The 24418-nt window shown below is 62.1% G+C and carries 22 protein-coding genes and 1 tRNA gene; 8 read left to right on the top strand and 15 right to left on the bottom strand.

What is annotated here, in order from left to right:
• Window positions 1-344: 344 nt before the first annotated feature.
• From BLV07_RS01910 to BLV07_RS01855, 12 genes are all read right to left on the bottom strand, one after another.
• The gene (locus BLV07_RS01910; protein ID WP_091878877.1) at window positions 345-1655 is read right to left on the bottom strand and encodes an ABC transporter substrate-binding protein; all 1311 of its coding nucleotides are present in this window, start codon (window positions 1653-1655) and stop codon (window positions 345-347) included.
• Between the two features lie 186 nt (window positions 1656-1841).
• On the bottom strand, window positions 1842-3077 hold the full coding sequence (locus BLV07_RS01905) for an ABC transporter substrate-binding protein (protein ID WP_091880279.1): 1236 nt from the start codon (window positions 3075-3077) through the stop codon (window positions 1842-1844).
• Between the two features lie 40 nt (window positions 3078-3117).
• Complete coding sequence (locus tag BLV07_RS01900) at window positions 3118-4599, bottom strand: ATP-binding cassette domain-containing protein (RefSeq protein ID WP_176945288.1); 1482 nt, start codon at window positions 4597-4599, stop codon at window positions 3118-3120.
• Window positions 4599-5525: a branched-chain amino acid ABC transporter permease gene (locus tag BLV07_RS01895; protein ID WP_091878872.1), complete on the bottom strand. Its 927-nt coding sequence runs from the start codon at window positions 5523-5525 to the stop codon at window positions 4599-4601. The genes BLV07_RS01900 and BLV07_RS01895 overlap by 1 nt, the downstream gene beginning before the upstream one ends.
• 1 nt (window position 5526) lies before the next feature.
• Window positions 5527-6402: a branched-chain amino acid ABC transporter permease gene (locus BLV07_RS01890; protein ID WP_091878870.1), complete on the bottom strand. Its 876-nt coding sequence runs from the start codon at window positions 6400-6402 to the stop codon at window positions 5527-5529.
• A 99-nt stretch (window positions 6403-6501) separates the two neighbouring features.
• Window positions 6502-7749, bottom strand: a complete 1248-nt coding sequence (locus BLV07_RS01885) for an ABC transporter substrate-binding protein (protein ID WP_091878866.1) — start codon at window positions 7747-7749, stop codon at window positions 6502-6504.
• 309 nt (window positions 7750-8058) lie between these two features.
• Window positions 8059-8262: a hypothetical protein gene (locus tag BLV07_RS47310; RefSeq protein WP_176945287.1), complete on the bottom strand. Its 204-nt coding sequence runs from the start codon at window positions 8260-8262 to the stop codon at window positions 8059-8061.
• Between the two features lie 57 nt (window positions 8263-8319).
• A complete protein-coding gene (locus BLV07_RS01875; RefSeq protein WP_091878861.1) occupies window positions 8320-9423 on the bottom strand; it encodes an NAD(P)/FAD-dependent oxidoreductase in 1104 nt (367 codons plus the stop codon).
• 58 nt (window positions 9424-9481) lie between these two features.
• A complete protein-coding gene (locus BLV07_RS01870; RefSeq protein ID WP_091878858.1) occupies window positions 9482-10603 on the bottom strand; it encodes a D-alanine--D-alanine ligase family protein in 1122 nt (373 codons plus the stop codon).
• A gap of 162 nt (window positions 10604-10765) precedes the next feature.
• Entirely contained in the window at window positions 10766-11407 is a 642-nt protein-coding gene (locus tag BLV07_RS01865) for a glutathione S-transferase family protein (protein ID WP_091878855.1), read from the bottom strand.
• Window positions 11408-11419: 12 nt separating this feature from the next.
• A complete protein-coding gene (locus tag BLV07_RS01860) occupies window positions 11420-11656 on the bottom strand; it encodes a hypothetical protein (protein ID WP_176945286.1) in 237 nt (78 codons plus the stop codon).
• 55 nt (window positions 11657-11711) lie between these two features.
• Entirely contained in the window at window positions 11712-12962 is a 1251-nt protein-coding gene (locus BLV07_RS01855) for an SMP-30/gluconolactonase/LRE family protein (RefSeq protein WP_091878852.1), read from the bottom strand.
• Between the two features lie 176 nt (window positions 12963-13138).
• Between BLV07_RS01855 and BLV07_RS01850 the strand changes: the two genes are divergently transcribed.
• The 5 genes from BLV07_RS01850 (at window position 13139) to BLV07_RS01830 (ending at window position 17692) form a co-directional block, all read left to right on the top strand.
• Complete coding sequence (locus BLV07_RS01850; protein ID WP_091880278.1) at window positions 13139-13405, top strand: hypothetical protein; 267 nt, start codon at window positions 13139-13141, stop codon at window positions 13403-13405.
• 397 nt (window positions 13406-13802) lie between these two features.
• The gene (locus BLV07_RS01845) at window positions 13803-15365 is read left to right on the top strand and encodes a 2-isopropylmalate synthase (RefSeq protein ID WP_091878849.1); all 1563 of its coding nucleotides are present in this window, start codon (window positions 13803-13805) and stop codon (window positions 15363-15365) included.
• Between the two features lie 292 nt (window positions 15366-15657).
• Complete coding sequence (locus tag BLV07_RS01840; RefSeq protein ID WP_091878846.1) at window positions 15658-16659, top strand: TRAP transporter substrate-binding protein; 1002 nt, start codon at window positions 15658-15660, stop codon at window positions 16657-16659.
• Between the two features lie 192 nt (window positions 16660-16851).
• Entirely contained in the window at window positions 16852-17448 is a 597-nt protein-coding gene (locus tag BLV07_RS01835; RefSeq protein WP_091878843.1) for a Spy/CpxP family protein refolding chaperone, read from the top strand.
• Between the two features lie 168 nt (window positions 17449-17616).
• Window positions 17617-17692 (top strand) — tRNA-Lys (locus BLV07_RS01830).
• Window positions 17693-18042: 350 nt separating this feature from the next.
• Here BLV07_RS01830 and BLV07_RS01825 read toward each other — a convergent pair.
• The 3 genes from BLV07_RS01825 to BLV07_RS01815 form a co-directional block, all read right to left on the bottom strand.
• On the bottom strand, window positions 18043-19569 hold the full coding sequence (locus tag BLV07_RS01825; RefSeq protein WP_091878840.1) for a site-specific integrase: 1527 nt from the start codon (window positions 19567-19569) through the stop codon (window positions 18043-18045).
• 58 nt (window positions 19570-19627) lie between these two features.
• Complete coding sequence (locus tag BLV07_RS48295) at window positions 19628-19864, bottom strand: hypothetical protein (protein WP_210187779.1); 237 nt, start codon at window positions 19862-19864, stop codon at window positions 19628-19630.
• Window positions 19865-20606: 742 nt separating this feature from the next.
• Entirely contained in the window at window positions 20607-20945 is a 339-nt protein-coding gene (locus BLV07_RS01815) for a hypothetical protein (RefSeq protein ID WP_091878834.1), read from the bottom strand.
• A 223-nt stretch (window positions 20946-21168) separates the two neighbouring features.
• On the opposite strand from BLV07_RS01815, the gene BLV07_RS01810 reads away from it, so the two are divergent.
• From BLV07_RS01810 to BLV07_RS01795, 3 genes are all read left to right on the top strand, one after another.
• Window positions 21169-21441, top strand: a complete 273-nt coding sequence (locus BLV07_RS01810) for a hypothetical protein (protein WP_143035335.1) — start codon at window positions 21169-21171, stop codon at window positions 21439-21441.
• A gap of 73 nt (window positions 21442-21514) precedes the next feature.
• Window positions 21515-22531: a terminase small subunit gene (locus BLV07_RS48560; RefSeq protein WP_244550942.1), complete on the top strand. Its 1017-nt coding sequence runs from the start codon at window positions 21515-21517 to the stop codon at window positions 22529-22531.
• 39 nt (window positions 22532-22570) lie between these two features.
• A complete protein-coding gene (locus BLV07_RS01795) occupies window positions 22571-24211 on the top strand; it encodes a recombinase family protein (RefSeq protein ID WP_244550941.1) in 1641 nt (546 codons plus the stop codon).
• The last annotated feature ends 207 nt before the right edge of the window (window positions 24212-24418 follow it).

The following is a 24418-nucleotide window of genomic DNA, read 5'->3' as shown; positions in this document are numbered from 1 at the left end:
ACTACAGCGCGAAAAGAATTACCACTGGATGCAAGCACCATCGGCTGCAACGTCGCCAGCGGGGCAGGGGGTTCGTTGCAGCACTGATTGGTTAGCCGCGTGCACGCTGCAGATCCTTCTCCTCTTGTGGGAGAATGTGGCATAGGCGGCCTTCGGCCGCCGTTCTTAAGAACGCCGAAGCGAAGCTTCGTGCTACGGCGCCGGATGAGGGGCCTCTCTTCGCGACTTCCTATCGAGAGAAGTGTCTGCGGAGACAACCCCTCACCCGGCGCGCCGCTGCGCGGCGAGCCACCCTCTCCCGCAAGGGGAGAGGGTGCACCGCTCGCGCGGCGTCAGCGCGGCGGCTACGCCCCGTAGGTCGAGCCCTTCGGCAGCGGGAAGACCGGCTCCCGCGTGCGGATGTTCGTCGGCCACACCACCGAGATGTGCTCGCCGGCGTTCTGCATCACGACCGGGGTCGAGCGCTCGTTCTGGCCGGAGAGCGGCGTGCCCGGCGGGAAGAATTTCACGCCATAGCCCTGGATGGTGCCACCGGCGGGGATGTCGACGTCGAGCGCTGCTTTGCGAACGGCCTCGGGCTCGAAGCTGCCGTACTTCTCCTTGGCGACCGGCAGCACATTGTTGAGCAGCACCCAGGTCTGGTTAAAACCCATCGAGCAGTGCGGCGGCACGTCGGTGGCGCCGGTCTTGGACTGGTAGCGCGAGACCATGGTCTTGATCAGATCGCCCATGCCCGGCGCGAGCTTGGCGGGGTCGAGCAGCTGCGCCGGCACCGGATCGATGTTGCAGAAATTGTCGATGTCGGAGCCGAAAGTCGCACGCAGCTTGTCGAGCTGGCTGTAGCCGGCACCGGCCCCGAACAGCATCTTGAAACGCAAGCCGCTCTCGCGGGCCTGGCGCAGGAACAGGGTGATGTCGGGGTTGTAGCCGGCATGCGAGATCACGTCGGCCTTGGCGCGCTTGATCTTGGTGACGAGCACGGAGAGATCGGGCGCCGAGGCCGAATACCCTTCGCGCAGCACCACTTGGATGCCGGCCTGCTTGGCATAGGCCTCGTCGGCGGAGGCAACGCCAACGCCATACGGGCCGTCCTCGTGGATCAATGCGACCTTGACCTCCTTGGGGTCGATGCCGAGCTTGGCTTTCGCATGCTCGTTGATGAAGCTTGCAAAGGCTTGTCCGTACTGGTCGGAATGAATCTGCGCGCGGAAGACGTATTGCAGATTCTTGTCTTTGAACACGGCGGTCGAGACCGCGGTCGTGATCCAGAGGATCTTCTTCTGCTGCTCGACCCTGGCGGCGAGCGGCACGGCATGCGAGCTCGCATAGACGCCGTTGAGGATATCGACCTTCTCCTGATTGATCAGGCGTTCGGCCTCATTGATCGCGACGTCCGGCTTGCTCTGGGAGTCGGCGGCAACAGGCACGATCTTGGTCTTGCCTCCGATCCCGCCCTTCTCGTTGACGAGATCGATGGCAATCTGCGCACCGATCGAAGAGGCGACCGAACCGCCTGCGGCGAATGGCCCGGTCAGATCGTAGATGACGCCAATTCGCAAATTCTCGGCTTGTGCCTGGGCCCGTGTCCAATCGAGGCTGAGTGCAGCGGCGGCAGCCGCCGATGTCTTCAGCAGCTGCCTGCGTGAAGTCGGCATCCTATCCTCCCTCAAAACCGTCTTATGTTTGGTTGTTATTTTTGGCGAAGTATTGGGAGCAGGATGGCGAAAGTCAACATCGCCCAAGGTCGATAGGGCAGGCGGCGGCGTAGAACGCATCTGCGAAAGGCAGCAAAAAGCCCATCACTCCGCGCGGAGCGATGGGCTTCCTGTCGATGCGACTGGTTACTGCGACAGCTTGACGAAGTTCGGAAACTTCATCTTGCCTTCCGCGATCTTCTCGGGCCAGACCACGACCTGCTTGGAGTCCTGCCACTGGAAGACGAGGCCGGTGACAGCGCCGGGGCCCGACTTGATGCCGTGGGTGAACTCGTCGTTCTTGCCGTGGAACTGGATGCGACCGATCGTGCCCTCGTAATCGGTCTTCTCGAGCTCGGCGACCATCTTGTCGGGATCGGTCGAGCCGGCGCGCTTGATGGCTTCCGTGATGAAGTAGACCTCGTCATAGGAGGTGTAGCCGGTATAGGCCGGCGGCGTGCCGAACTTGGCCTTGAAGGCGGCCGCGAACGGCTTCGTCTTGGGAGTGACGGCGACGTCGGGCGTCGCCACCGCCAGCGACGGTATGCCGTCGGCGGCGCCATTGGTGTCCTTCCAGAAGGTCGGGCTCAGCGCCTGCGCGCTGATGCCGAACATCGGGATCGGCACCTGCTGGTTCTTCCACTGCACCGTCGGCTGCACGCCGACATGGGAGATGCCGGTGACGATCACGTCGGGCTTCTTGCTCTCGATGTTGTTGAAGATCGGCGTGAAGTCGGTGGTATCAGGTGAGAAGCGGACGTGCTCGACGACCTTGAGGCCGGCCTTCGGCAGGCACGCCTCGTAGCCGACGTCGAGCGGCTTGGTCCAGGCGGCGTCCTCGCTCATGATCGCGACGGTCTTGAACTTGAGCTTGTCGACGAGCAGGTCCTTGGCGGCGTCGCAGACGAGCTGGGCTTGGGCCGCCGAGGTCAAGTAGCCATGGAAGGTGTACTTGTTCTTCTCGTAGTCGTTGTGGATCGCCTTGGTGATCTCGTTCGAGGCGGCCCCTGGCGTGATCAGCGGCATCTTCAGCCGCGCCGCCCAGGGCTCCAGCGCCAGCACGACCTCACTGATATAGCTCGCAATCACGGCGGAGACCTTGTCCTCGCTGACCGCACGCTGGAAGGCGCGCACGGAATCCGCCGACGAGCTCTTGTTGTCGTAGGTGACGATCTCGATCTTGCGGCCGAGCACGCCGCCCTTGGCGTTGATCTCGTCGGCAGCGATCTGCGCGCCGCCGGGCGTCGCCGCACCGGCGATCGACTGCACCTCGGCGATGACGCCGATCTTGATCGGATCGGTCGACTGCGCGTAGGCGGGTGCCGCGAGGCACAGCGCCAGCGCGGAGGCGAGCAGGCTGCTGCCGAGAATTGATGGTCGCATGGTCGTTTCCTTTTTCATGTTTTTGTTGATGTTGACGAACTTAAAGAAAATCGGCGCCGGCCTCGCTCGCGAAGCGGCCGGGATCGCCCTCCCAGACGATCCTTGCATGCTCCAGCACATAGACGCGGTCGGCATGCGGCAGCGCGAAGGTTACGTTCTGCTCGCCGAGCAACACCGTGATCGACGTGGTCTGCCGCAACTTGGTCAGCGCCTTGGACAGTTGCTCGAGGATGACGGGGGCAAGGCCCAGCGTCGGCTCGTCCAGGATCAGGATCTGCGGCTGCATCATCAGCGCGCGGCCGATGGCGAGCATCTGCTGCTCGCCGCCGGATAGCGTCTGCGCCATTTGCCCTTGGCGCTCCTTGAGGATCGGGAAGAGCTCGAACAGCCAGGCGAGCTGTGCGGCGCGCTTGTCATCGGAAAGGTGCTGGCCGCCGAGATCGAGGTTTTCACGCACGCTCATCTCGCCGAACAGCTCGCGCGATTCCGGGCACTGCACGAGGCCGTTGCGCGCGATCCTGGCCGGACTGGTGCCGCGCAGCTTGTTGCCGCCGCGCACGATCTCACCGCTGTAAGGCAGGAAGCCCGAGATGGTGTTGAATAGCGTGGTCTTGCCGGCGCCGTTAAGGCCGACGACCGAGACGAACTCGCCCTCATGGACGTGGATCGAGACGTTCTCGAGCGCCTGGGCCTTGCCGTAGAACACGCTGACATTCTCGACTTGGAGCAGCGGCACCTTATCCTTGAAGCTGGTCTCGGGCCGGGCATGGGTCTCGATGGCGCCGCCGAGATAGACCCGGCGCACGGTCTCGTTCTTCATCACGTCGTCGGCCCTGCCGGTGACGATCTCCTCGCCGAGATACATCGCGAGCACGCGGTCGACGAGGGCGGCGACGCTCTTGACGTTGTGGTCGACCAGCATCACCGCGCGGCCCTCGTCGCGAAAGCTGCGGATCAGGTCGGAGAAGATGTCGACCTCGGCCCGCGTCAGGCCGGCGAAGGGCTCGTCGACCAGCACGACTTTGGGATCGCGCGCGATGGCTTTGGCAAGCTCCAGCCGGCGCAGATCGGCAAACGGCAGCGTTGGCGGACGGCGGTTCATGACTGCGCCGAGCCCGACGCGCTCGGCGATCCATTTGGCGCGCTCGACCAGCGCCTTGTCGGGGAACAGCATGAACAGGCTGTCCGGCAACAGCGCCACCATGATGTTTTCCAGCACGGTCTGCCGGTTCAGCGGCCGCGAGTGCTGGAACACCATGCCAAAGCCTTTGCGCGCGATCTTGTGCGCGGGCAGGCCGGCGACGTTCTCGCCCTCGAAGACGACTTCGCCTGATGTCGGGCGCTCGATGCCCATCACGCTCTTCATCGCCGTCGACTTGCCCGAGCCGTTCGGCCCGATCAGGCCAAAGATCTCGCCGGCGTTGACCTCGAAGCCGAGGTTCTTCACCGCGGTCAATCCGCCGAAGCGTTTTGTCAGGCCGCGAACTTCGAGCACGGCCCGGTTTGAAAGCCTCATGTCCATCACGTGCGCGCCTCGCGCGAGAGGGCCGCTCCGAGGAAGCCGCCGGGGAAGAACAGCACGACGAGGAGCGCGACCGCCGAGACGATGAAGGTCGCGAGCTCACCGGTCGGACGTAGGAACTCGCCGGCGACGATCAGGAAGATCGCGCCCAACGCCGCGCCAAGCACGGTGCGGCGGCCGCCGAGCACGGCCGAGACGATCACGTTCACGCCGACCGCGACGTCGACGACGGTGCCGACCGAGGCGGTGCCGAAGTAGAACACGAGAAGCGCGCCCGACAGCCCCGAGAAGAATGCGCTGACGATGAAGGCGGCGAGCTTGTGCTTGACGATGTTGAAGCCGAGCGCGCCGGCCTGCACCGGATCCTGGCCGCTGGCCTGGAGCACGAGTCCAACAGGCGATTGCGACAGGCCGTAGAGGATTGCGGCCGAGATCGTCATGAAGCCGAGCGCGATCCAGTAGTTCGTGCCGGCATTGATGGAGATGACGTCGGGGATGGTGAGCCCGATCTCGCCGCCGGTGAGGTCGGCGAACACCACGATGAAATTCTGCAGCATCAGCACCGCCACCAGCGTAGTCAGGCCGAAATAGGGCCCGCGCACCCGCAAGGCCGGCAGCGCCAGCACGAGGCCGGCGACAACGGAGGCGAGGGCGCCGAGGACGATGCAGAGATAAACCGACCAGCCGAACTGGGCATTGAGGATGCCGGCGGCGTAGGCACCGACGCCGATCAGGAACGTGGGGCCAAAGTTCACTTCGCCGGCAAAGCCGAACAAGAGGTCCCAGGCCATCGCGAACACACCGAAATAGAACGCGACGGTGAGCAGCCCGAGCACATAGCCGGAGACGTAGAGCGGCAGCGTCGCCGCGATGATGACGAGCGCGACCGAGATGAAGAACAGGCGCGAGGTGAAGAAGGTGGACATCTTAGCGCCTCCCCAGAAGGCCCTGGGGCCGGATGTACATCACGAAGACGAGCAGCAGCAGCGCCGGGATGGTGCGGTAGGCCGGCGAGAGCAGGTAGGCCGTCAGGGTCTCGAGATAGCCGACCACGAAGGCCGCGATCAGCGAGCCGGAGACGCTGCCGAGGCCGCCGAGCACGACGATCGAGAACGCGCTCGCGGTCAGCGGTCCGACGCTGTAGGAGCTGACCCCTAAGAACATGCCGAGCAGCACACCGGCAATGCCGGCCAAAATGCCGTAGATCGCCCACACCACGATGTAGATGTTGGTGAGCTCGAGCCCGAGCAGGGTGACACCGCGCGGGTTCATCGAGGCCGCCAGCACGGCCTTGCCGGTGCGGGTGCGGTTCACCAGGAGCCACAGCAGCGCGATGACCAGGCAGCAGACGATCGCCGTGAAAATCTCGTTGCGCGGCGTGCGGACGCCGAGGATCTCGACCACGCCGTCGACGATCGGCAGCACGGTCTTGGCGTTGTTGGTGAAGAAATAGGCGATCAGCTCCTGGATCATGATGCCCCACAGCAGGGTGCCGGTGAGGACGAAGATCTCCTTTTCCTCATTCGGGATGCGCCGCGAATCCTGGATCGGCTTCACCACTGCGAAATAGGTGGCAAAAGCGGTGAGAAGCGCGACGCCGACGCCGATCAGCGCGCCGGCATAGGTGCCAACATTGAGGATGCTGGCAGCAGCCCAGGCCGCCACCGCCGCGGCCACCATGATGGCACCGTGAGAGAGGTTGAGCACGCCGGAGACGCCGAAGATCAGCGTGAAGCCGGTTGCACCGAGAGCGTAGAGAGCGCTGATGGCAAAGCCATCGATCAATATCTGGAATGCTCGCATCTATGGTTGGCCAGGCAGTCTTGGCTGCCTCTTGGAGAAAAGGTGCTGCGGAAGCCGCATGTGGAAGCTCCCGGGGAAAGAGCCCGGGAGCTGTTCCGATCAGTTCGTGGTGAGCTTGATGAAGCTCGGGAACTTGACGTCGGTCTTGGCGACGTCCTTCGGCCAGACCGCGGTCTGCTTGCCGTTCTGCCATTGCAGCATCAGTCCGGTGATCAGGCCCTTGCCGTACTTGATCGAGTGCGTGAACGGATCGTCCTTGCCGTAGAACTGGACGCGACCGATCGTGCCTTCCCAGTCGGTCTTCTCGAGCGCCGCGACCAGCTTGTCGGCGTCGGTCGAGCCTGCGCGCTTGGCGGCATCGGCGATGTAGTAGACCTCGTCATAGGCGGTGTAGCCGGCATAGGACGGATAGTTGCCGTACTTCTTCTTGAAGTTCTCCGCGAACGGCACCGACTTCGGCGTCACCGCAACGCCAGGGCCGGAGACGCCCTGGTAGAGCACGCCTTCGGCCGCTTGATTGGTGTCCTTGCCAAAGGTCTCGTTTGTCGCCTGCGAGGCGATGCCGAACATCGGGATCGGCACCTGCTGGTTCTTCCACTGCACCGTCGGCTGCACGCCGACATGCGAGATGCCGGTGATGATCACGTCGGGCTTGGAGCCCTCGATCTTGTTGAAGATCGGCGTGAAGTCGGTGGTATCGGGCGAGAAGCGGATGTGATCGAGCACCTTCAGCCCGACCTTGGGCAGGCATTCCTCGTAGCCGACGTCGAGCGGCTTGGTCCAGGCGGCGTCTTCGCTCATGATCACCACCGACTTCATATGCATCTTGTCGACGAGCAGATCCTTGGCGGCGTCGCAGACCGAGAGCGCCAGCGCGGCCGAGGTCAGATAGCCATGGAAGGTGTACTTGTTCTTCTCGTAGTCGGCGTGGACGCTCTTGCTGATCTCGTTGGAGGCCGCGCCGGGCGTCACGAACGGCGTCTTCAGACGCGAGGCCCAGGGCTCCAGCGCCAGCACCACCTCGCTGATGTAGCTGGCGATGACCGCGTTGACCTTGTCCTCGTTCACCGCGCGCTGGAACGCGCGCACCGAATCTGCGGAGGAGGAGTGATTGTCGTAGGAGATGATCTCGATCTTGCGGCCGTCGACGCCGCCGCTCGCATTGATCTCGTCGGCTGCGAGCTGCGCCGCCTGCGGGATCGATGCGCCGGCGATCGCCTGCGCCTCCGCGATCACGCCGATCCTGATCGGGTCTACCGCAAGTGCCGCGCTCGACGCGGTCATCAGCGCGCCGAGTGAGGCTGCGCCGAGGACCATCCGCAATGCACCAGAGAGTATGGTTTTCATGTTGTTCTTTCTCCCTTTTAATAAGCCTCTTACGAGCTATTGGGGCGGGACTATAACGGCGATGACATTCTCGGCAAGTGAAACTGCATTCGGGATTGTGAGAGCCGGCTAAAGTCTAGCGCTGCGCAAACAGCTGGTATTGCAGTTGCAAGCGCTGCTTCGGGATCAGGCATGCAGATTTCGTCGATCGCCATGCTGTATGCGCTCGGCCTTGCGATCGTCAGTGTCGACCCGAAACGCCCGCACTGCGAGCAGCCATTGATCATCGCCCGCCACGGGCGTCGATGCGACCGCGAGCGAGCTGCGTTGTCAGTGGTAATGCCGCGCCGCGCGGGAAGGTCTTAAAGCATGGTCCAGCTGGTTGAATGCCGCCTCGTCAACGAGCCGTTCGCCGATCCCGGCCTGCTCGTCGACTTCAGGTTCGGACGCCGTGCGATGCTGTTCGACATCGGCGATCTCTCTGGCTTGTCCAATCGCGAGTTGCTCCGCATCAGCGACGTCTTCGTCAGCCATCTCGAAACGCCGGGACCGGTTGCGCAGCGAAGCGGAGGCCGCGTTCTCCGGCGCGGCTTAGCGCGCCCTTAGCAGCGACGGATCGAGCGGGCGCAGCCGGGCGGGATCGAACGGCGACAGGTCGACATCGCCTGCTGCGCCATGCGCGATCAGCTGCGCCAGCGCTTCGCCGGTCGCGGGCGCATTGAGGATGCCCCAGACATTATGTCCAGTCGCAACGTAGAGGCCCTCACTTCCCGGCACCTTGCCGATCAGCGGCAAGCCGTCCTGCGTGACCGGACGGAAGCAGGCCTGCCGCGCGATGATCCTGTCGGCGCGAAACGCGGGCGACAGCCGTTCGGAGATCGCCTGCAGGCGAGCGATCGCGTCCTCGTCGGGCGTCACCACGGCCGGATCCAGCGGCAGTGGCGCGACGTCGGAGAAGGCAGTGACGTGCGTGCTGCCGTCGGCACGCGGGAAAACCTCGATCGAGACCGCGCTGCCATTCTCATCATATTCCAGGAACAGCGCATCGGCCGGCACGTCCGCGCCGGTGTCGTAGACGATGCTCGGGCTGCGCTGGCCGTAGACCGCAGGCAGGCTCATCCATTGCGCGGCCAGCAGCGACCATGGTCCCATCGCGATGACGACGGCGTCCGCCTCGATGAGGTCTCCGTCGATCTCGACGCCCTTTGCGGCTATTTCATCTGCGTCGCGCACGATGCCGGTGACGCGGCCGAGGCGCAGCTCCGCACCTAGCGCGAGTGCCCCGTTCATCGTGGCCGACGTGAATTTTCCGGGATGGACGATCGCAGTGGTTTTTGGCGTGCCGATGCGCTGTGCGACGATGACGCCGTCACTCAGCCAGCCGAGCGCGGATGGTGAGTCCCGGCGAGGATCACTATCGGCTGCAACGAATCCGCTATATGCGGACATCGCGCGATAGCCCCAATCGCCCGCGACCTCGGCGGGCAGCTGCGCATGAAGTGCAAAGCTGCGCCGCGCGAGCGCATCGAGCGGCGTGCCGGCACACCAGTCCTGGGCCAGGAAGCCGCCGGCCTTGCCGGACGCGGCGGCCGCGATCTCGGTTCGCTCCACGACAGTCGCGTCGATGCCGAGGCGGCGCAGGAAATAAGCGGTGCAGGCCCCGATCACGCCGCCGCCGCAGATCACAACGCGCATGGTGTCTTCCCTGGCTCGCGTCGATTCCTGGGGAGCTTTGCTCCCGACTGGAAACAACCTAGGTCGCGTAACCCCGTTCCAGCGATCGCCGCTGCCGGTGCCGGTCGAGCGCCAGTTCGACGAGGCGCGTCAGCAACTCGCCATACGGCACGCCCGAGGCTTCTATCATCTTCGGATACATGCTGATCGAGGTAAAGCCGGGCAGGGTGTTGATCTCGTTGAAGCAGAACTCACCGCTTTGCCTGTCGAGGAAGAAGTCGACGCGTGCGAAGCCGCTGCATTCGAGCGCTGCGAACACCTCTGTGGCGAGCGACCGCACGCGCTCCATCTGTGACGGGTCGAGCCTGGCCGGAAGGTCGACGCGGGCGCCGTCGGGGTCGAGATACTTTGCCTCGTACGAATAGAACTCGTGGTGGGCATTGGGGTTCAGCTCGCTGGCGAGGCTCGCGAACAGCGTCTCGCCCTCGAGCACCGCGACCTCGATCTCGCGCGCGTCGATGCCCTGCTCGACCAGCACCTTGATATCGTAACGAAACGCATCGTCGAGCGCCGCTCCGAGCGCATCCCAAGTCTTCACCTTGTGAATGCCGACACTGGAGCCCATATTGCACGGCTTGACGAACACCGGGAGGCTCAGCCCTTCGATCGCCTTCGCAAGAGACGAGGATCGATCCTGCACGAAGGCCTTGCGGGTGAGCACGCGGTAGGGCGCGACCGGAATGCCCGCGAACTCGGCGAGCCGCTTGGCGACATCCTTGTCCATGCTGACGGCGGAGGCGAGAACGCCGGATCCGACATAGGCGACGTCGGCCAATTCCAGGAGGCCCTGCACGGTGCCGTCCTCGCAAAGCGGCCCGTGGATGACCGGAAAGACGACATCGATCTCGAGCGGAGCCATCGTCTCTGCGGAAATCGGCATGAGAGCGACGCGTCCATCAGGTTCTCTGGCGAGCCGTATCTCCGGCGCCTCTTCCAGGATCGGCAAAGACACCGCTTGCGCCTGATCGAGCGCACCAAGGTCGTTCCATTGCCACCGCCCCTCCTTGTCGATGGAGACCGGGATCACCTCGAAGCGGGTGCGGTCGAGATGCCTGAATACGGAGGCCGCGGACTTCAGCGAGACCTCATGCTCACCGGACCTGCCGCCATAGAGAACAACGACGCGAATTTTGTCTGCCATGGCTCAATTATCACGCGGTCTGTCCGGAGGTCACGTGCTGCCTGCGGAAGACCAGTGCGCACGGTCTTGAATGTGGACGCGGGCCCCATGCCTTCACCGTGCGTCTTGACGTACTTTCGCAACTACTCAATCAGGCGCTTGGCCGCTCCGATGAAGCGAGCACTACAATCCCGGTGATCTCGCCGCCCAAGCTTTGGTGGCCTGGCATCTTTCCATCGCTCGGGCGTAGGCAGGGCGTGCCGTGGTGCGAGCGAGATAGTCCCGCTCGGTAGAACCGGGGACGTAGTTGCCCGTTCGCAGGCCGAGCAGGAGGGCGTAGCTCACCGAGATATCGGCAGCAGTGAATCGGTCGCCGGCGAGATAGGGGCAATCCGCGAGGCGGCGGATCACCAACCCCAGCCGGCTCTCGAAGGTCTCGAGTGCCCAGCAGGTAACCCGGGCATCGCGCTCGGCTTCGGGCGCCAGTTCGCGACCGACAAAGACGGCGTTCATCGGCCCGGCGAGCCCGGCCTCGCCTAAGTGGAGAAATTGCAGATAGGAAGCGAAGGCGGGATCGTCCGGGGCGACGGCAAGCGAACCTGAGCCGTGGCGGGCAAGCAGGTACTCGAGAATCGCGATCGACTCGACCATGATCGTCTCGCCGTCCTGCAGTGCGGGAATGAAGCCGGCCGGGTTGATCGCGAGGAACTCGCGATCATTCTCGACCGCGAGCAGATCGACCGGGCGCAGCCGATAAGCCAACCCTAATTCCTCAAGCAGCCAAACAACACGGAAGCCACGACCTTCGCCATAGACGGTGAGCATGGTTAAGCGTTCCTAGATTGGGCTAGATACGCTTACTCGAAGAGGTAAGCGGATCGGTTGGTCGAACATCTGCTGATAGAGTCGCTGCCATTGCGATGGCTGCGGCAGTCGCGTTGGATCGACCCCGAGCATGCCCAAATGCTCCGGCGCCGCTGAGTGGAAATAGTCGATGATCATTGCGGTTTCCCGCAAGGTCATTGGACGGACGGTGACGGTTACTTCGTTATCCTCGTGAACGATCGGCTTCATATTTGAGGCGCCAGCGGGGGTGCGCTGACGCCTCGTCGCATTCAGCTTGTATCGTTCAGCCCGGCCCTGCGCCCTGCGTCGCCGTGTACACCGCGTAGAGCGACTGGCTCGCGGCCATGAACAGGCGGTTGCGCTTCGGGCCGCCGAAGCAGACGTTGCCGCAGACTTCCGGCAGGCGGATGCGGCCGAGCAGCTTGCCCTCCGGCGACCACACCGTCACGCCATTGTAGCCGACCGAGCGGCCGGCATTGCTGGAGGCCCAGACATTGCCGTTGACGTCGCAGCGCAGGCCGTCGGGTCCGCACTTCACGCCGTCGATCACGCAATCGCTGAACTTCTTGAGGCCGGAGAGCTTGTTGTCCGTGCCGACGTCGAACACGAAGATCTCGCCCTTGCCGCCCGCTCCGGTGTCGCCCGGTCCCTTGCCGGTCGAGGCGATGTAGAGCTTCTTGTAATCGGGTGAGAAGCAGAGGCCGTTCGGATCTGGCACCTGGTCTTCGGTGACGACGAGGTCGATGCGGCCCGAAGGATCGATGCGGTAACAATTGGTCGGCAGCTCGCGCTTGCCCGCCACGAAGCCGGCGGGTTGTCCGATCCGCGGATTGAGCTTGCCGCCTGCATTGCTCGGGCCGCCTGCGACGTCGGGCTCGCCTTCGTAGAGCTGGCCGCCATAGGGCGGATCGGTGAACCAGTAGCTGCCGTCGGGATGCGCGGCGATGTCGTTCGGCGAGTTCAGCTTTTTGCCCTGATAGGAGTCGGCGAGCACGGTGGCGGTGCCGTCATGCTCATAACGCGTCACCCGACGCGTCAGATGCTCACAGGAGAGCTGGCGGCCCTGGAAGTCGAACGAGTTGCCGTTGGAATTGTTGGACGGCGCACGAAACACGCTGACGCGACCGTCGTCCTCGCTCCAGCGCATCTGACGGTTGTTGGGAATGTCGCTCCACAGCAGATAACGTCCTTGCGCGCTCCAGGCCGGGCCCTCGGCCCAGAGCACACCGGTGTAGAGCCGCTTGATCGCGGTGTTGGGCTGCGCGAGATCGTTGAAGGACGGATCGACGGCGATGATGTCGGGGTCCCAGAAATAGGTGGTCGGCGCGCCACGGGGGCCGAAGTCGCGCGGCGGGGTGGTGATCGTCGTCGGCGGTGCCGCGGGGCCGGTCTGCGCCAGCGCGGAGCCGGCTCCGGCCATTGTGGCGGCGGCGCCGAGCGCAAGCCCTTGTACAACTCCTTGGACAAGTGTTCGTCGTGAAAGCGCACCATCCTGGTCACGCTGCTCTCCGTCACGAGCCTCTTGGCGTGTCATCGCGTCCTCCCGATCATGTTCGCTGGCCGGTTGATCCGGCCGAGCGGGGCGGAGGTTAATGCGGTCCGCAGCCGGTTGCGAGGGGTGGAATCGAAACCGCTGCGCGAGGCGGGTCGCAATTTCGTCACCTTCGAATGCGTTTGGATTGGAGGTTGACGGGGATAAAGCCGGAGCTCATTGTGCAATTTGTCGTCCTGGTCATTCTGCTCGCGATCGCATTTGCGGCCGGCTACTTCACGCGCGACTACGTCTCTCGCAAAAGGCGGGCGGAGGCACGCCGCTGGCGCGAATACACCGAGCCGGATTGGCTCTCCGCCCACGCGCCGGCAAACACCAACGAGATCACGAACGCCGGCGCCGCCGTGGTCACCACCGGCGAGCTTGGCCAGATGCTGAACCGCTGGGAAAGCAGGGCTCGCGCCCGTCGCACCGGAACCGGCTAGCCGGCGGTCGCGCGCTAGCCGACAAATTCCCTTCTACTAGGTCAGTTCTCCTGACCATCTTTTGGCGTTGCAGTTGCGGCCGTTTCTCGTCTAGAAACGGGCGTATCGAGCCTCCGGCAACCAACCGTCAACGGTTTTGACCGAGGATTGTGGGCTCAAAAGGGTCTGGCAATGCTGATTCGCGGCCAAATCGATGGGATTTCGGGGGAGGTGGCTGTGGCCGCCGCCGCGATCCCGGCCGCGCTGCCCACCCTCCTTCTTGGCGGGCTTCTTCTTAGCTGCCCCTGAGGGCCGGCTGGGCGCCACGCGCCTGGGCGCTCAGGGGTTGGTCGAGATCACCGGACACCTCAAGCGCCCAGCAGACTGAACGGCGCAAAAGCTCAAAAGGAAATTTGGAATGGCCACCGTGAACAAGTCCGACAAGGACCGCGTCATCATTTTCGATACCACGCTGCGCGACGGCGAGCAGTGCCCCGGCGCCACCATGACCTTCGAGGAGAAGCTCGAGGTCGCCGAGCTCCTGGACGATATGGGCGTCGACGTCATCGAGGCCGGCTTCCCGATCACCTCCGAAGGCGACTTCCAGGCGGTCAGCGAGATCGCACGCCGCTCCAAGAATTCGGTGATCGCCGGCCTTTCCCGCGCCCACCCGGCCGACATCGACCGCTGCGCCGAGGCGGTGAAGTTCGCCAAGCGCGGCCGCGTTCATACCGTGATCGCGACCTCGCCGCTGCACATGCGGGTGAAGCTCAACAAGACCCCGGAGCAGGTGATCGAGACCTCGGTCGCCATGGTCGCCCGCGCCCGCAACCAGATCGACGACGTCGAATGGTCGGCCGAGGACGGCACCCGCAGCGAGATGGACTTTCTGTGCCGCATCGTAGAGGCCGTGATCAAAGCCGGCGCCACCACGGTGAACATCCCCGACACCGTCGGCTATACGGTGCCGGAGGAATACACCCACTTCATGAAGACGCTGATCGAGCGCGTGCCGAACTCGGACAAGGCGGTGTTCTCCGTGCACTGCCACAACGATCTCGGCATGGCGGTGGCGAACTCGCTGGCCGGCGTGGTCGGCGGCGCGCGCCAGGTCGAGTGCACCATCAACGGCATCGGCGAGCGCGCCGGCAACGCGGCGCTCGAAGAGATCGTGATGGCGATCAACGTGCGCAACGACAAATTCCCGTACTGGAACAAGATCGACACCACGCAGCTGACCCGCGCCTCGAAGATGGTATCGGCGGCGACCTCGTTCCCGGTGCAGTACAACAAAGCCATCGTCGGCCGGAACGCGTTCGCGCATGAGAGCGGCATCCACCAGGACGGCGTGCTGAAGGACGCCTCCACCTATGAGATCATGCGCCCCGAGATGGTCGGCCTGAAGCAGTCCTCGCTGGTTCTGGGCAAGCATTCCGGCCGTCATGCCTTCGTGCACAAGCTGGAGGAGATGGGCTACAAGCTCGGCCCGAACCAGCTGGAAGATGCGTTCACGCGGATGAAGGCGCTGGCCGACCGCAAGAAGGACATCTACGACGAGGACATCGAGGCGCTGGTCGACGAGGAGATGGCGGCCTCGCACGACCGCATCAAGCTGACCTCGCTGACCGTGATCGCCGGCACGCACGGCCCGCAGCGCGCGACCATGAAGCTCGACGTCGACGGCCAGATCAAGATCGAGGAGGCCGAGGGCAACGGTCCGGTCGATGCGGTTTTCAACTGCATCAAGCGCCTGGTGCCGCACGAGGCCAAACTCGAGCTGTACCAGGTTCACGCGGTGACCGAAGGCACCGACGCGCAGGCCGAGGTCTCGGTGCGGCTGTCGCAGGACGGCCGTTCGATGACGGCGCGTGCGGCGGACCCGGATACGCTGGTGGCCTCCGCAAAGGCCTATCTCGGCGCGCTCAACAAGATCGTCATGAAGCGCCAGCGCGATACGGTGACGGCGGCAGCGGCGAGTTGACGCAGCTGACTTCGCCTCTCCCGCTGGCGGGAGAAGCCGACGCGCTCGGCAGCGCACTTGCGCGCCGGAGCGAGGCGGGTGAAGGCTCCGTTCTCACAGGGAATGTCCCCGCGCTCTCCCCAACCCTCTCCCGCAAGCGGGAGAGGCGCAGCGATGCTCGCGGCATTCACCATGAATACCTGCCCTGCTAACGGCCAATAGCCGTGCAGGCTGCCGGCCTGTATTGATGCTGTCGGCATGAGGATAGGCCGCTCGGCATGCCGAGCGGCCCAAAAAACACCAGGGAGAGATTATGCGCACCTTTGCGATCGCGGCCTCCGTCGCGGCTTTGGCCTTGGGCCTTGTCGGCCCCGCCAGCGCTGACCCGATCATCATCAAATTCAGCCACGTCGTCGCCACCGACACGCCGAAGGGCAAGGGGGCGGAGAAATTCAAGGAGCTCGCCGAGAAGTACACCGGCGGCAAGGTCAAAGTCGAAGTCTATCCGAACTCGACGCTCTACAAGGACAAGGAAGAGCTCGAGGCGCTCCAGCTCGGCAGCGTGCAGATGCTGGCGCCGTCCAACTCGAAATTCGGCCCGCTCGGCATCCGCGAGTTCGAGGTGTTCGATCTGCCCTACATCCTTCCCGACCTGAAGACGCTGCGGAAGGTGACGGAAGGCCCGCTCGGCGCAAAGCTGCTCAAGCTCCTGGACGCCAAGGGCATCACGGGACTTGCCTATTGGGACAACGGCTTCAAGCAGATGAGCGCCAACAAGAAGCTGATCTCGCCTGCCGACTATCAGGGCGTCAAATTCCGCATCCAGTCCTCGCGCGTGCTCCAGGCCCAGTTCAAGGCGCTCGGCTCGCTGCCGCAGGTGATGGCGTTCTCGGAAGTCTACCAGGCACTCCAGACCGGCGTCGTCGACGGACAGGAGAACACCTGGTCGAACATCTATACCCAGAAGATGCACGAGGTGCAGAAGTACATCACCGAGACCAATCACGGTTACATCGGCTACGTCGTGATCGTGAACAAGAAGTTCTGGGACGATTTGCCGGCCGACATCCGCGACCAGCTTTCGAAGGCGATGAAGGAGGCGACCGCCTTCAGCAACGCGCAGTCGCAGAAGGAGAACGACGACGCGCTCGCCGAGATCAAGAAGAGCGGCAAGAGCGAGATCATCAAGCTCACGGGCGAGCAGGACGAGGCGATGCGCAAGGCGATGGAGCCGGTCTACAAGGACGCCGCAAGCCGCGTCGGCCAGCCGCTGATCGACGAATTCCTGAAGGAAGCCAAGAGCACGACCAACTGATCTGGAAAGAAGATGAAGGGGCTTCCGTGCGAGCTGCACGGAAGCCTTTTTGTTGCGAATGATTTCCAATTGTGGCTGGCGGTAAAATCAGGCGTTACGTCGTCGTAAGAGCGCCGCTTCCTGTCCAAGTTGTAAGTTGCGCGTCAGCCGCACCGCGCTCATCCTCAGGGCATCCTTCCAGAGGAGGTCCGTATGAGGAAGTTCACCATCGCTGCCATCGCCGTGCTCAGCATCGCCGGCTCGGGCGTGGTCTATGCTCAATATCATCGCCCGTGGATGGAGCGCTTCCATCACATCCGTATGAACCCCGAGGACCGCGCCGCCTTCGTCGACGCGCGGATCGCCGCCGTCCATGCCGGCCTGAAGCTCAATGCCGATCAGGAGAAGCTGTGGCCGCCGGTCGAGGCCGCCGTGCGCGATTTCGCCAAGCTGCGCATCGACCGCGCCAATGCGCGGATGAATGCCGGCCCGGGCGATACCGACCAGCCGGAGGATCCGATCGCTCGCCTGCGCCAGCGCGCCGAGGACATGGGCGCCAGTTCCGCGGCCCTGAAGAAGATCGCCGATGCCGCCGATCCACTCTACAAGACGCTGGATGAGGGCCAGAAACGGCGCCTCGCGGTGCTGACCCGCCACCGCGGCCCATTCGGCGGCGGCGAAGACGGCCCGCCCCGCCACTTCATGGAACGCGGCATGGACCGCATGATGGAGCGCGGCATGGAGCACTTCCACCGTGACCGTTTCGACCGCGACGGCGGTTCGGACCGGGACGGCGAAGGCCGGCTCTGAGGGGGGCCGGACTGTCCCGGGATTAACCCTGGCGAAGCCGCTGGAATCCGGCGGCTTTTCGCTTTTTTGGACGTGTGGACGAAGCCTTGGAAAACTTGCGTCCCATCGCTTGCCATACCCGGATCGCTTTGCTAAACGACCGGCCTCGCAAGGCCTTAACCGCCTTTCGGGCGCATAGCTCAGTTGGTAGAGCAGCTGACTCTTAATCAGCGGGTCCCAGGTTCGAGCCCTGGTGCGCCCACCAAAGGAAAATCCTTAATTTCCAGGACCTTAGCGCGATCTCGATCGAGAACAAAACGAGTCTCGTGCGACGCTTTTTGTGGTCGTACGTCGCACACCGTGCGACGAGTCGAGGATGTTCTCTGAATGTTTTCGATGGAATCCGATCTGCATGTGACGGTCAAATTGGACGGCAGAATCGTCCGCACTTCGCCGCCAAGACGTACCGGTACGCCGCGCGGGACGGAGTGTGCTGGAGCTTATTAATAGCCGGCCATGTGGCAAGCTTTGGCGGGGCTCGAAAAGCCATCAATCGGATGGCGTTCGTCACCATCACAACAGCTTCAACCTTTCAAGCCGTCGGGCTTTCGGCGATTAACCTTTCATCCCTTCCTTGCGTACCTGCAATTCGAGCCGGTCTATGCCGGCGTCGGCGCGATCTACATTGCGGGCGCGGTAATGCTTTACGATGGTTTGTGCACTTCGGTACGAATGGCCGGTGATGTCGCAAATGGTAAGCAAATCGCAGCCGGCACGATCAAGCAGCATGACGCAAGTGTCGCGCAGATCTTGATCGTGTTTCTGGTCAACTTCGCCTGCGCCATTGACGAACATCAGCGATTGGCACGGCTTCAGCCGCCATGCTGCTTCATCGCCATTGCTGTCGCGCTCCGTCTGCGCGTCCAGCCATTGCGTCAGCGCACGCGCACGCTGATCGACCGCGCGGGCTCGCCGTGCCTTGTTCTCTTCGTCAAGCGGGAAAGCCGCAAATAGCCTATCGACGATCCTAGTCAGCTCGGTGCTCAGTCGCTCCGCGCGGACGACCGCCTGTCGCGCGGTATCGCGCCTGAGGAAACCGAACACGGCGACGGCACGCGCGGTCGACACCCAATGCCTATAGGTGCTCTCATCATAAGGCTCGCCATTGTCCTCGTTGACGACCAACTCGACCGGTACCGTCTCAAGCTGAAGCCGCAGCTTGAGTGCCTTTACCCGCGCGCGCGACGCATTCAGCCGTACCGTGAGTTGTGGCGCTTCCTTGATGTCGACGAGTTCGCCAGTCTTGCTCTGCCGGAACGCGTGCCGTCCCTCGACGTCGCTTTCGTTGCGCATGATCAAGCGGTCTGTCTGGCGTTGTCCAGTGAACAGCGCAAGATAGAAACTGTCGCCGATCGACGAGCGTTCAATTGCATCCGCTGCGGCAACCCAGGCTAAAAATTCCGACATTGCGACCAGCACGATACGGCCGTCCGGATGATCGAACTCCATTCCCTCTCGCGGGTTGGGTCCAAGGCGCCATAGGACGCTTTCCTGGCCCCAGGTGAGTGCAGCTGATAGCGTCGCGATCATCGACAGCGCCATATGATGGCCGCGGACCGATTTCGCATAATTGTAGAACGCTCGAAGCTCCGGTTTGCCGATTGACGATGGTGTGGCGGTCGCAATCGCCTCCGGTTCGCGCGCGGGTTCGGCCACGCCCAGCAGCTTGGCGGCGCGGATCTCGGCACGCATCTTCGCAGCGGCTTCGCGCGTCTGCGGCCGGTATAGGATGGCGGAAATACACTTGCGATAGGAGGATTGCGACGCGGCCGAAAGCGCGTTGAACTCGGACGATTTGCTCCAATCGTCTAGAAGATCCTCGATCGTGGCGCGTTTGCGGACTGTAATCTTTTTCGGCAGCTTGCCAGCGCGGCGCGCCGCATCGATTTCCGCTCGTCGTCTGTCGGAAAAATCGGACGCCTCCTGAAGATTGAACCACGCGCCGACCGGGCGGCCCTTTTGATCGTGGGGTGGATGGCGCAGGTCGGCATCGACAAAGCCGAGTACCCTGGCGTAAGCGCCATGTGATGAACGCGGACGGCCATCACGCCACTTCACGTATGGAAATTTCGGATCGGCCATTGAAAGCCTCGGTGCCGAAGTGAGAGGGCACCATTGGAATCTAGCGCGACCTTGAATGTCAAGCGCCATGATCCTCATAGGCCATTCTCAACCGCTCGCGATGTTCTTCGTCGCTTGCTGGGGGCGGTGGCACAAATGTGTCATTGGCGACTGTCTTCGGGCGCATGGGATGATGCCGAGCCAGCCAGGCCTCGAAGCCAGTGCGTTCCCACTTGAGCGGCCCGCGTTCACTGATCGGCGCTGGCAAGCCGTCGCGCTCGTGCCTAATTTGACGCGTGCGATAGAAGGTGTTCAATGACACGCCTATCGCTGTTGCAACTTCGGTCGAAGAATAGGGCGCCATCATCCTATGTGGACCGTTCGGCACGTGCAAATGGATAACCCCGCGACCAGGTTTGTGCATTCGCGCCGCCTTTATGCGAACGTGATGTTTGTTCGCGCTGTTTCTGATGCGACTGGTGGGGTTGAGTCTCGACCTCCAGTCCCATAATTTGAAGATCGCAGGTTCAAACCCTGTCCGCGGATCGCCCTGCGTCGGGACAAAGATGACAAGTTACGGCCGCAATGCAAGAGACAGTGTCAAGCGATATCAACGTGTTGTATCGCTGTCATGCGCGGATCCGAGATGCCAGGAGTAGCCGATCGGTAAAGCGCAAAATCGAGCGCACGAAGAACATTTTCGTGATTATCTGCGGCTACGCAAGCGTGCCTACTTTCTGCAACCGGATAGCGCGCGAGAAGCGATCGAGGAATTGGAAGAGCTGGGTTCGCCCATCTCCGCATTCATCAAGACGCGTTGCGTGGTATCGCCGGGCTTAAAGACCCCCGCCAATGATATATTCGTCGCATAGCGGGATTGGTGCGAGACGAACGGCCGGAGGGAAGTCGGCACAGCGCAGAGCTTCGGTCGAGACCTGCGAGCAGCAATTCCAGGATTGCGAATTGCGCGCCCCGCGTGGATGGCTCACAGGTCCGATACTACGCTGGCATTAGGCTGCTAAGTGAAGGGCCCACGCCCACGGGGAATAACTGGTGAGCTAGGTCCGCGAGTTGCGAGCTTGTTCAATGCGAGCGCGCGCGACTGAAAAACAAAAATCAATAATGAGATCGGCGACCTCGTCCGCTTCTTCATCGTTCATTTGACGTAGAGTAGACGGGACCTTCCCTTCTCCAGGGTATCCTTCAGACCAGGCCGTGAGTCGATCCATGATCTCGCGGTAGTCCGCCTGCATCTCTGGATCGTCATCGAAATCAGCAATCCTTACGGGATGAAAGCTCAGGTAAGCCGAGCGCAAGCGCTCCCGCATGGGACCGTTGCCGGCCAGCGAATAGATGGCAGTCGAAAACTTTTCCCAGACGTAATTGAGGTCGGCCATTGTTCTTCTTCCCAAATCAAGGTTGGCGGCCCTGTGGTTGAGACGCTGAGCCGCAGTGAGACGCGACTTTCTTTACATACGCGCACGAAAAAAGAAAGAATATAGAGGGCTATATAAAGTCGTATAATTTATGTGTGAGTACAATGCACTGTGACGCGTCTCAGCGCGGTCAGTCTCCGCATCACGCAAAGAATGGACCTTCTGCAAAATGACATGCGATCAATTGCTCACAGTCGGCGTGGCCGTCTTTTCCGTCGTCGCAGGCGCGGCGTGGCTTCGATCGGCGACTGCAAAAATCAAGGTGCCGAAGGAGAAGGGGAAGGTTGTCGATTATCGAGAGACTATCGGAGACGAGCCCGGGGAGAAGCAGCTGGTCGTTGATGGCGTCGATGTTTGGCAGACAGCTGCATTGCAGTCTCGATGGAATGCCGGAGCAGCAGCGGCGGCCTGCGTCGCGGCGTTCCTTCAAGCATTGCAGGCCTCGCTTCACTTGTAACAGCGCCACTTCGATGTAGGGAAATGTAGTAGGTTCTTTTCGCGGCAACCATTCGTGTGCCACGTCTCGCGACATGGCTCTGACCGCGAAGCAACAGCGATTTGTCGAAAACTACTTGCTCGATCTCAATTCGACGCAAGCGGCGATCCGTGCCGGCTACTCGAAAGGGACGGCCGACAAGCAGGGGCCGCGCCTGCTTTCCAATCCCGAGGTCAAAGCCGCAATCGACGCCGCGAAGAGCGCGCGCTCCGAGCGGACGCAGGTTGACGCGGATTGGATGCTCAGACGCCTCGTCGATGAGGCTGAGGCCGATCTTGCCGACTTCTATGACGGCACGGGCGATCTCAAGCCGATAGAGGAATGGCCGGAAATCTGGCGTCAGAGCCTGGTTGCCGGCGTCGAGATTGACGCTCTGTATGAAGGTTCGGGCGAGGATCGGCGGCAAACCGCGGAGTTTGGCCCACGCAAGGTGGCGTTCCGTTGGCCACACTCATACGCTCATGCAGTTGAGGTCACAATCCACGAACTTGCACGGGCAACGGGCAAGGATCCGCTTGAATACCGACTGGCGCTGTTGCGAGAGCATCCGCGTCATGTTGCGGCTCTCGGGCTGCTGGCCGAGAAGGCTCAATGGGATAGAGGGTCCGCGTCGGGCAAGCGCCGAGGTCTAGCGCTCCATGAATCTTTCGGTACTATTGTCTGCGCTGTTGTTGACGTCACGGTAGCGAACAGAAACATTAAACTCGATAGAGTGATCTGCGTAGTCGACTGCGGCATCGCCGCTAATCCGGATGTCGTCGTAGCCCAAATCGAAGGTGGGATTGGATTTGGCCTCGGGGCGGCACTGCATGGCGAGATTACCTTGGTCCAAGGTGTCGTAGAGCAGTCAAACTTCGACAGCTATGTTCCGTTGCGAATGTCCGAACTGCCGACAACGAGGTTCATATCTTACCGTCTACCGCAACTCCGCGCTGCGAGCCGAACGCCTCAGCTTGTTTTCAAGAGATGTGACATAGCAGTTTACATTTCTAAGTGCGCTCGTTCGGTGGCGCGGCCTGATGACCCGCCCAAATGGTGCGACATGCGCTAAAAAGGGGCGCGACGCGACATCCTTCTGCGGAGGCACAACATGGCCAATGCTGTAGTCGTGCATGCGAAACGTTTACCGCAGTCGCAAAAGGCGCTGCGGGCGGCGCAGTATGTTCGCATGTCGACAGATTACCAACAATACTCGATCGAAAATCAGGCAGTGGTCATCGCGACCTATGCCGAACTTCACAAGCTAACCATCGTCCGTACCTATCGCGACGAGGGCGAAAGCGGTCTCAAGATCGAAAACCGAGATGGCCTTTCCGAACTAGTCGATGACGTACAATCCGGGCGCGCTGACTTTGCTCATCTGCTTGTCTTCGACGTGAGCCGGTGGGGGCGCTTTCAGGACGTTGACGAGAGCGCGCATTACGAGTTCATCTGCCGCAAAGCCGGGGTCAAGGTCGCTTATTGCGCGGAGCAATTCGACAATGACGGAAGCCTTCTTGCCAGCATCATGAAGAATATTAAGAGAGTGATGGCGGCTGAGTTCAGTCGCGAACTTTCCGCCAAAGTGTTTGCAGGGTCAGTCCGGCTGACGCATCGCGGGTTCAAAATGGGCGGCCCGGTCGCGTATGCACTGCAACGACGTCTCGTCGACGATCAATGCAAGCCGAAGGGAATTTTGACGGTCGGCCAGCGCAAATCGTTGCTCACCGACCACGTCAAGCTCATTCCCGGAGCCCCCGATCAAGTTGAGATCGTGAAATGGATTTTCCACGAGTATCTCCGTCACAAATCGCAGGCGACCATTGCCCGAGAGCTAAACCGGCGAGGGATTATGAACAGCCAGGGAAGACCTTGGCGTGGAAAGGCAGTCGGCGATCTCCTACGGAACGAAGCTTATGTCGGCGTTCTGACCTACAATCGCAAGAGCAGGAAACTTGGGGCTAAGGTGACACGCAACCCAAGGGAGCTCTGGATCAGAAATGAGGATGCCATCGCGCCTATCGTCCATCGTGACGCGTTCCGGCGAACGCAAAGAATCATGAGTGAGGGGCGCGTCAGCATTCCAGAAGAGGAAATGCTGCTCCGCCTTCGTAAGGTTCTGATGAAGAAAGGCAGGCTCAGTAAGACGATCATCAGTTCAAGTCCCGGCCTGCCATCCATTTCTTCGTATCTTTTGCATTTTGGTACATTGCGGAACATCTATCGGCTCGTTGGGTACAATGGCAATCAACGGTGGTTTGACAAATACGCCGCGCATCAACGATGGGTCGCCCTGCAGATTGGCAATGCTGCACGCCTTCGAGACGCCTTTGAGAAACGTGGTCGCCATGCAACCCTCAACGCTTCGACCGAATGTCTTCGAATCGACAATGCCGTGAATGTCGTCTTTCGGGTTGCGAGGTGCCGCAACTACGACAACCGGCCCCTACGATGGACGCTGCAGTACCGCGCAAGGTGGCCCAAGGGATGGATTGTAGCGGTACGGCTGGACGAGAAGAACGAAGCCGTCTTCGACTATGTCTTGATGCCGTCGGCCTGGCTGACCTTCAACCGACGCATGTTCTGGTTCTCTAAGGAATTCTATAAAGGCCGCACCATAAATCGCTTTGACACGTTCGAAGCGCTGTCAAGCTTCCTCGTCGAACGCGTAGGCAAGGAAAAGCCATGGCCAGTCGCTCAGGCGCTGCACCGCGTTTCCCGTGGCCAACTGAGAAAGCCGAATGGGGCTTAATGCGTTGCGGGATAACGAACTGAGTTTCACCGTCCTCAGGGGCTCTGCGTCATCGAATGGCGGGATTTCCGCAGCGGGGTCATAAGGCAAAATCGCCAACGGCGCTGTGTGGCGCAAAGTGGACTGAGCGGCGGTAATCCCCAATTATCGAAAGCGAGAATTGCTTGGCAGGAGGAGGTTAGGGTCTAAGCTGTCGAGCTCGAAACG

This window comes from Bradyrhizobium sp. Rc2d (assembly GCF_900099855.1).
In the GTDB taxonomy this organism is placed as follows: Bacteria; Pseudomonadota; Alphaproteobacteria; order Rhizobiales; family Xanthobacteraceae; genus Bradyrhizobium.
This window is presented reverse-complemented; position numbering and strand designations above follow the sequence as displayed.

Excerpts from the sequence above, each read along its gene's own strand:
- BLV07_RS01825 (WP_091878840.1), bottom strand. The coding sequence starts at position 19,569 with ATGGCCGATCCGAAATTTCCATACGTGAAGTGGCGTGATGGCCGTCCG.
- BLV07_RS01845 (WP_091878849.1), top strand. The coding sequence starts at position 13,803 with ATGGCCACCGTGAACAAGTCCGACAAGGACCGCGTCATCATTTTCGAT.
- BLV07_RS01795 (WP_244550941.1), top strand. The coding sequence starts at position 22,571 with ATGGCCAATGCTGTAGTCGTGCATGCGAAACGTTTACCGCAGTCGCAA.
- BLV07_RS01870 (WP_091878858.1), bottom strand. The coding sequence starts at position 10,603 with ATGGCAGACAAAATTCGCGTCGTTGTTCTCTATGGCGGCAGGTCCGGT.
- BLV07_RS01815 (WP_091878834.1), bottom strand. The coding sequence starts at position 20,945 with ATGGCCGACCTCAATTACGTCTGGGAAAAGTTTTCGACTGCCATCTAT.
- BLV07_RS01900 (WP_176945288.1), bottom strand. The coding sequence starts at position 4,599 with ATGGACATGAGGCTTTCAAACCGGGCCGTGCTCGAAGTTCGCGGCCTG.
- BLV07_RS01885 (WP_091878866.1), bottom strand. The coding sequence starts at position 7,749 with ATGAAAACCATACTCTCTGGTGCATTGCGGATGGTCCTCGGCGCAGCC.
- BLV07_RS01890 (WP_091878870.1), bottom strand. The coding sequence starts at position 6,402 with ATGCGAGCATTCCAGATATTGATCGATGGCTTTGCCATCAGCGCTCTC.
- BLV07_RS01910 (WP_091878877.1), bottom strand. The coding sequence starts at position 1,655 with ATGCCGACTTCACGCAGGCAGCTGCTGAAGACATCGGCGGCTGCCGCC.
- BLV07_RS01855 (WP_091878852.1), bottom strand. The coding sequence starts at position 12,962 with ATGACACGCCAAGAGGCTCGTGACGGAGAGCAGCGTGACCAGGATGGT.
- BLV07_RS01835 (WP_091878843.1), top strand. The coding sequence starts at position 16,852 with ATGAGGAAGTTCACCATCGCTGCCATCGCCGTGCTCAGCATCGCCGGC.
- BLV07_RS01860 (WP_176945286.1), bottom strand. The coding sequence starts at position 11,656 with ATGAAGCCGATCGTTCACGAGGATAACGAAGTAACCGTCACCGTCCGT.
- BLV07_RS47310 (WP_176945287.1), bottom strand. The coding sequence starts at position 8,262 with ATGGCTGACGAAGACGTCGCTGATGCGGAGCAACTCGCGATTGGACAA.
- BLV07_RS01840 (WP_091878846.1), top strand. The coding sequence starts at position 15,658 with ATGCGCACCTTTGCGATCGCGGCCTCCGTCGCGGCTTTGGCCTTGGGC.
- BLV07_RS01905 (WP_091880279.1), bottom strand. The coding sequence starts at position 3,077 with ATGCGACCATCAATTCTCGGCAGCAGCCTGCTCGCCTCCGCGCTGGCG.
- BLV07_RS01895 (WP_091878872.1), bottom strand. The coding sequence starts at position 5,525 with ATGTCCACCTTCTTCACCTCGCGCCTGTTCTTCATCTCGGTCGCGCTC.
- BLV07_RS48560 (WP_244550942.1), top strand. The coding sequence starts at position 21,515 with ATGGCTCTGACCGCGAAGCAACAGCGATTTGTCGAAAACTACTTGCTC.
- BLV07_RS01865 (WP_091878855.1), bottom strand. The coding sequence starts at position 11,407 with ATGCTCACCGTCTATGGCGAAGGTCGTGGCTTCCGTGTTGTTTGGCTG.
- BLV07_RS01875 (WP_091878861.1), bottom strand. The coding sequence starts at position 9,423 with ATGCGCGTTGTGATCTGCGGCGGCGGCGTGATCGGGGCCTGCACCGCT.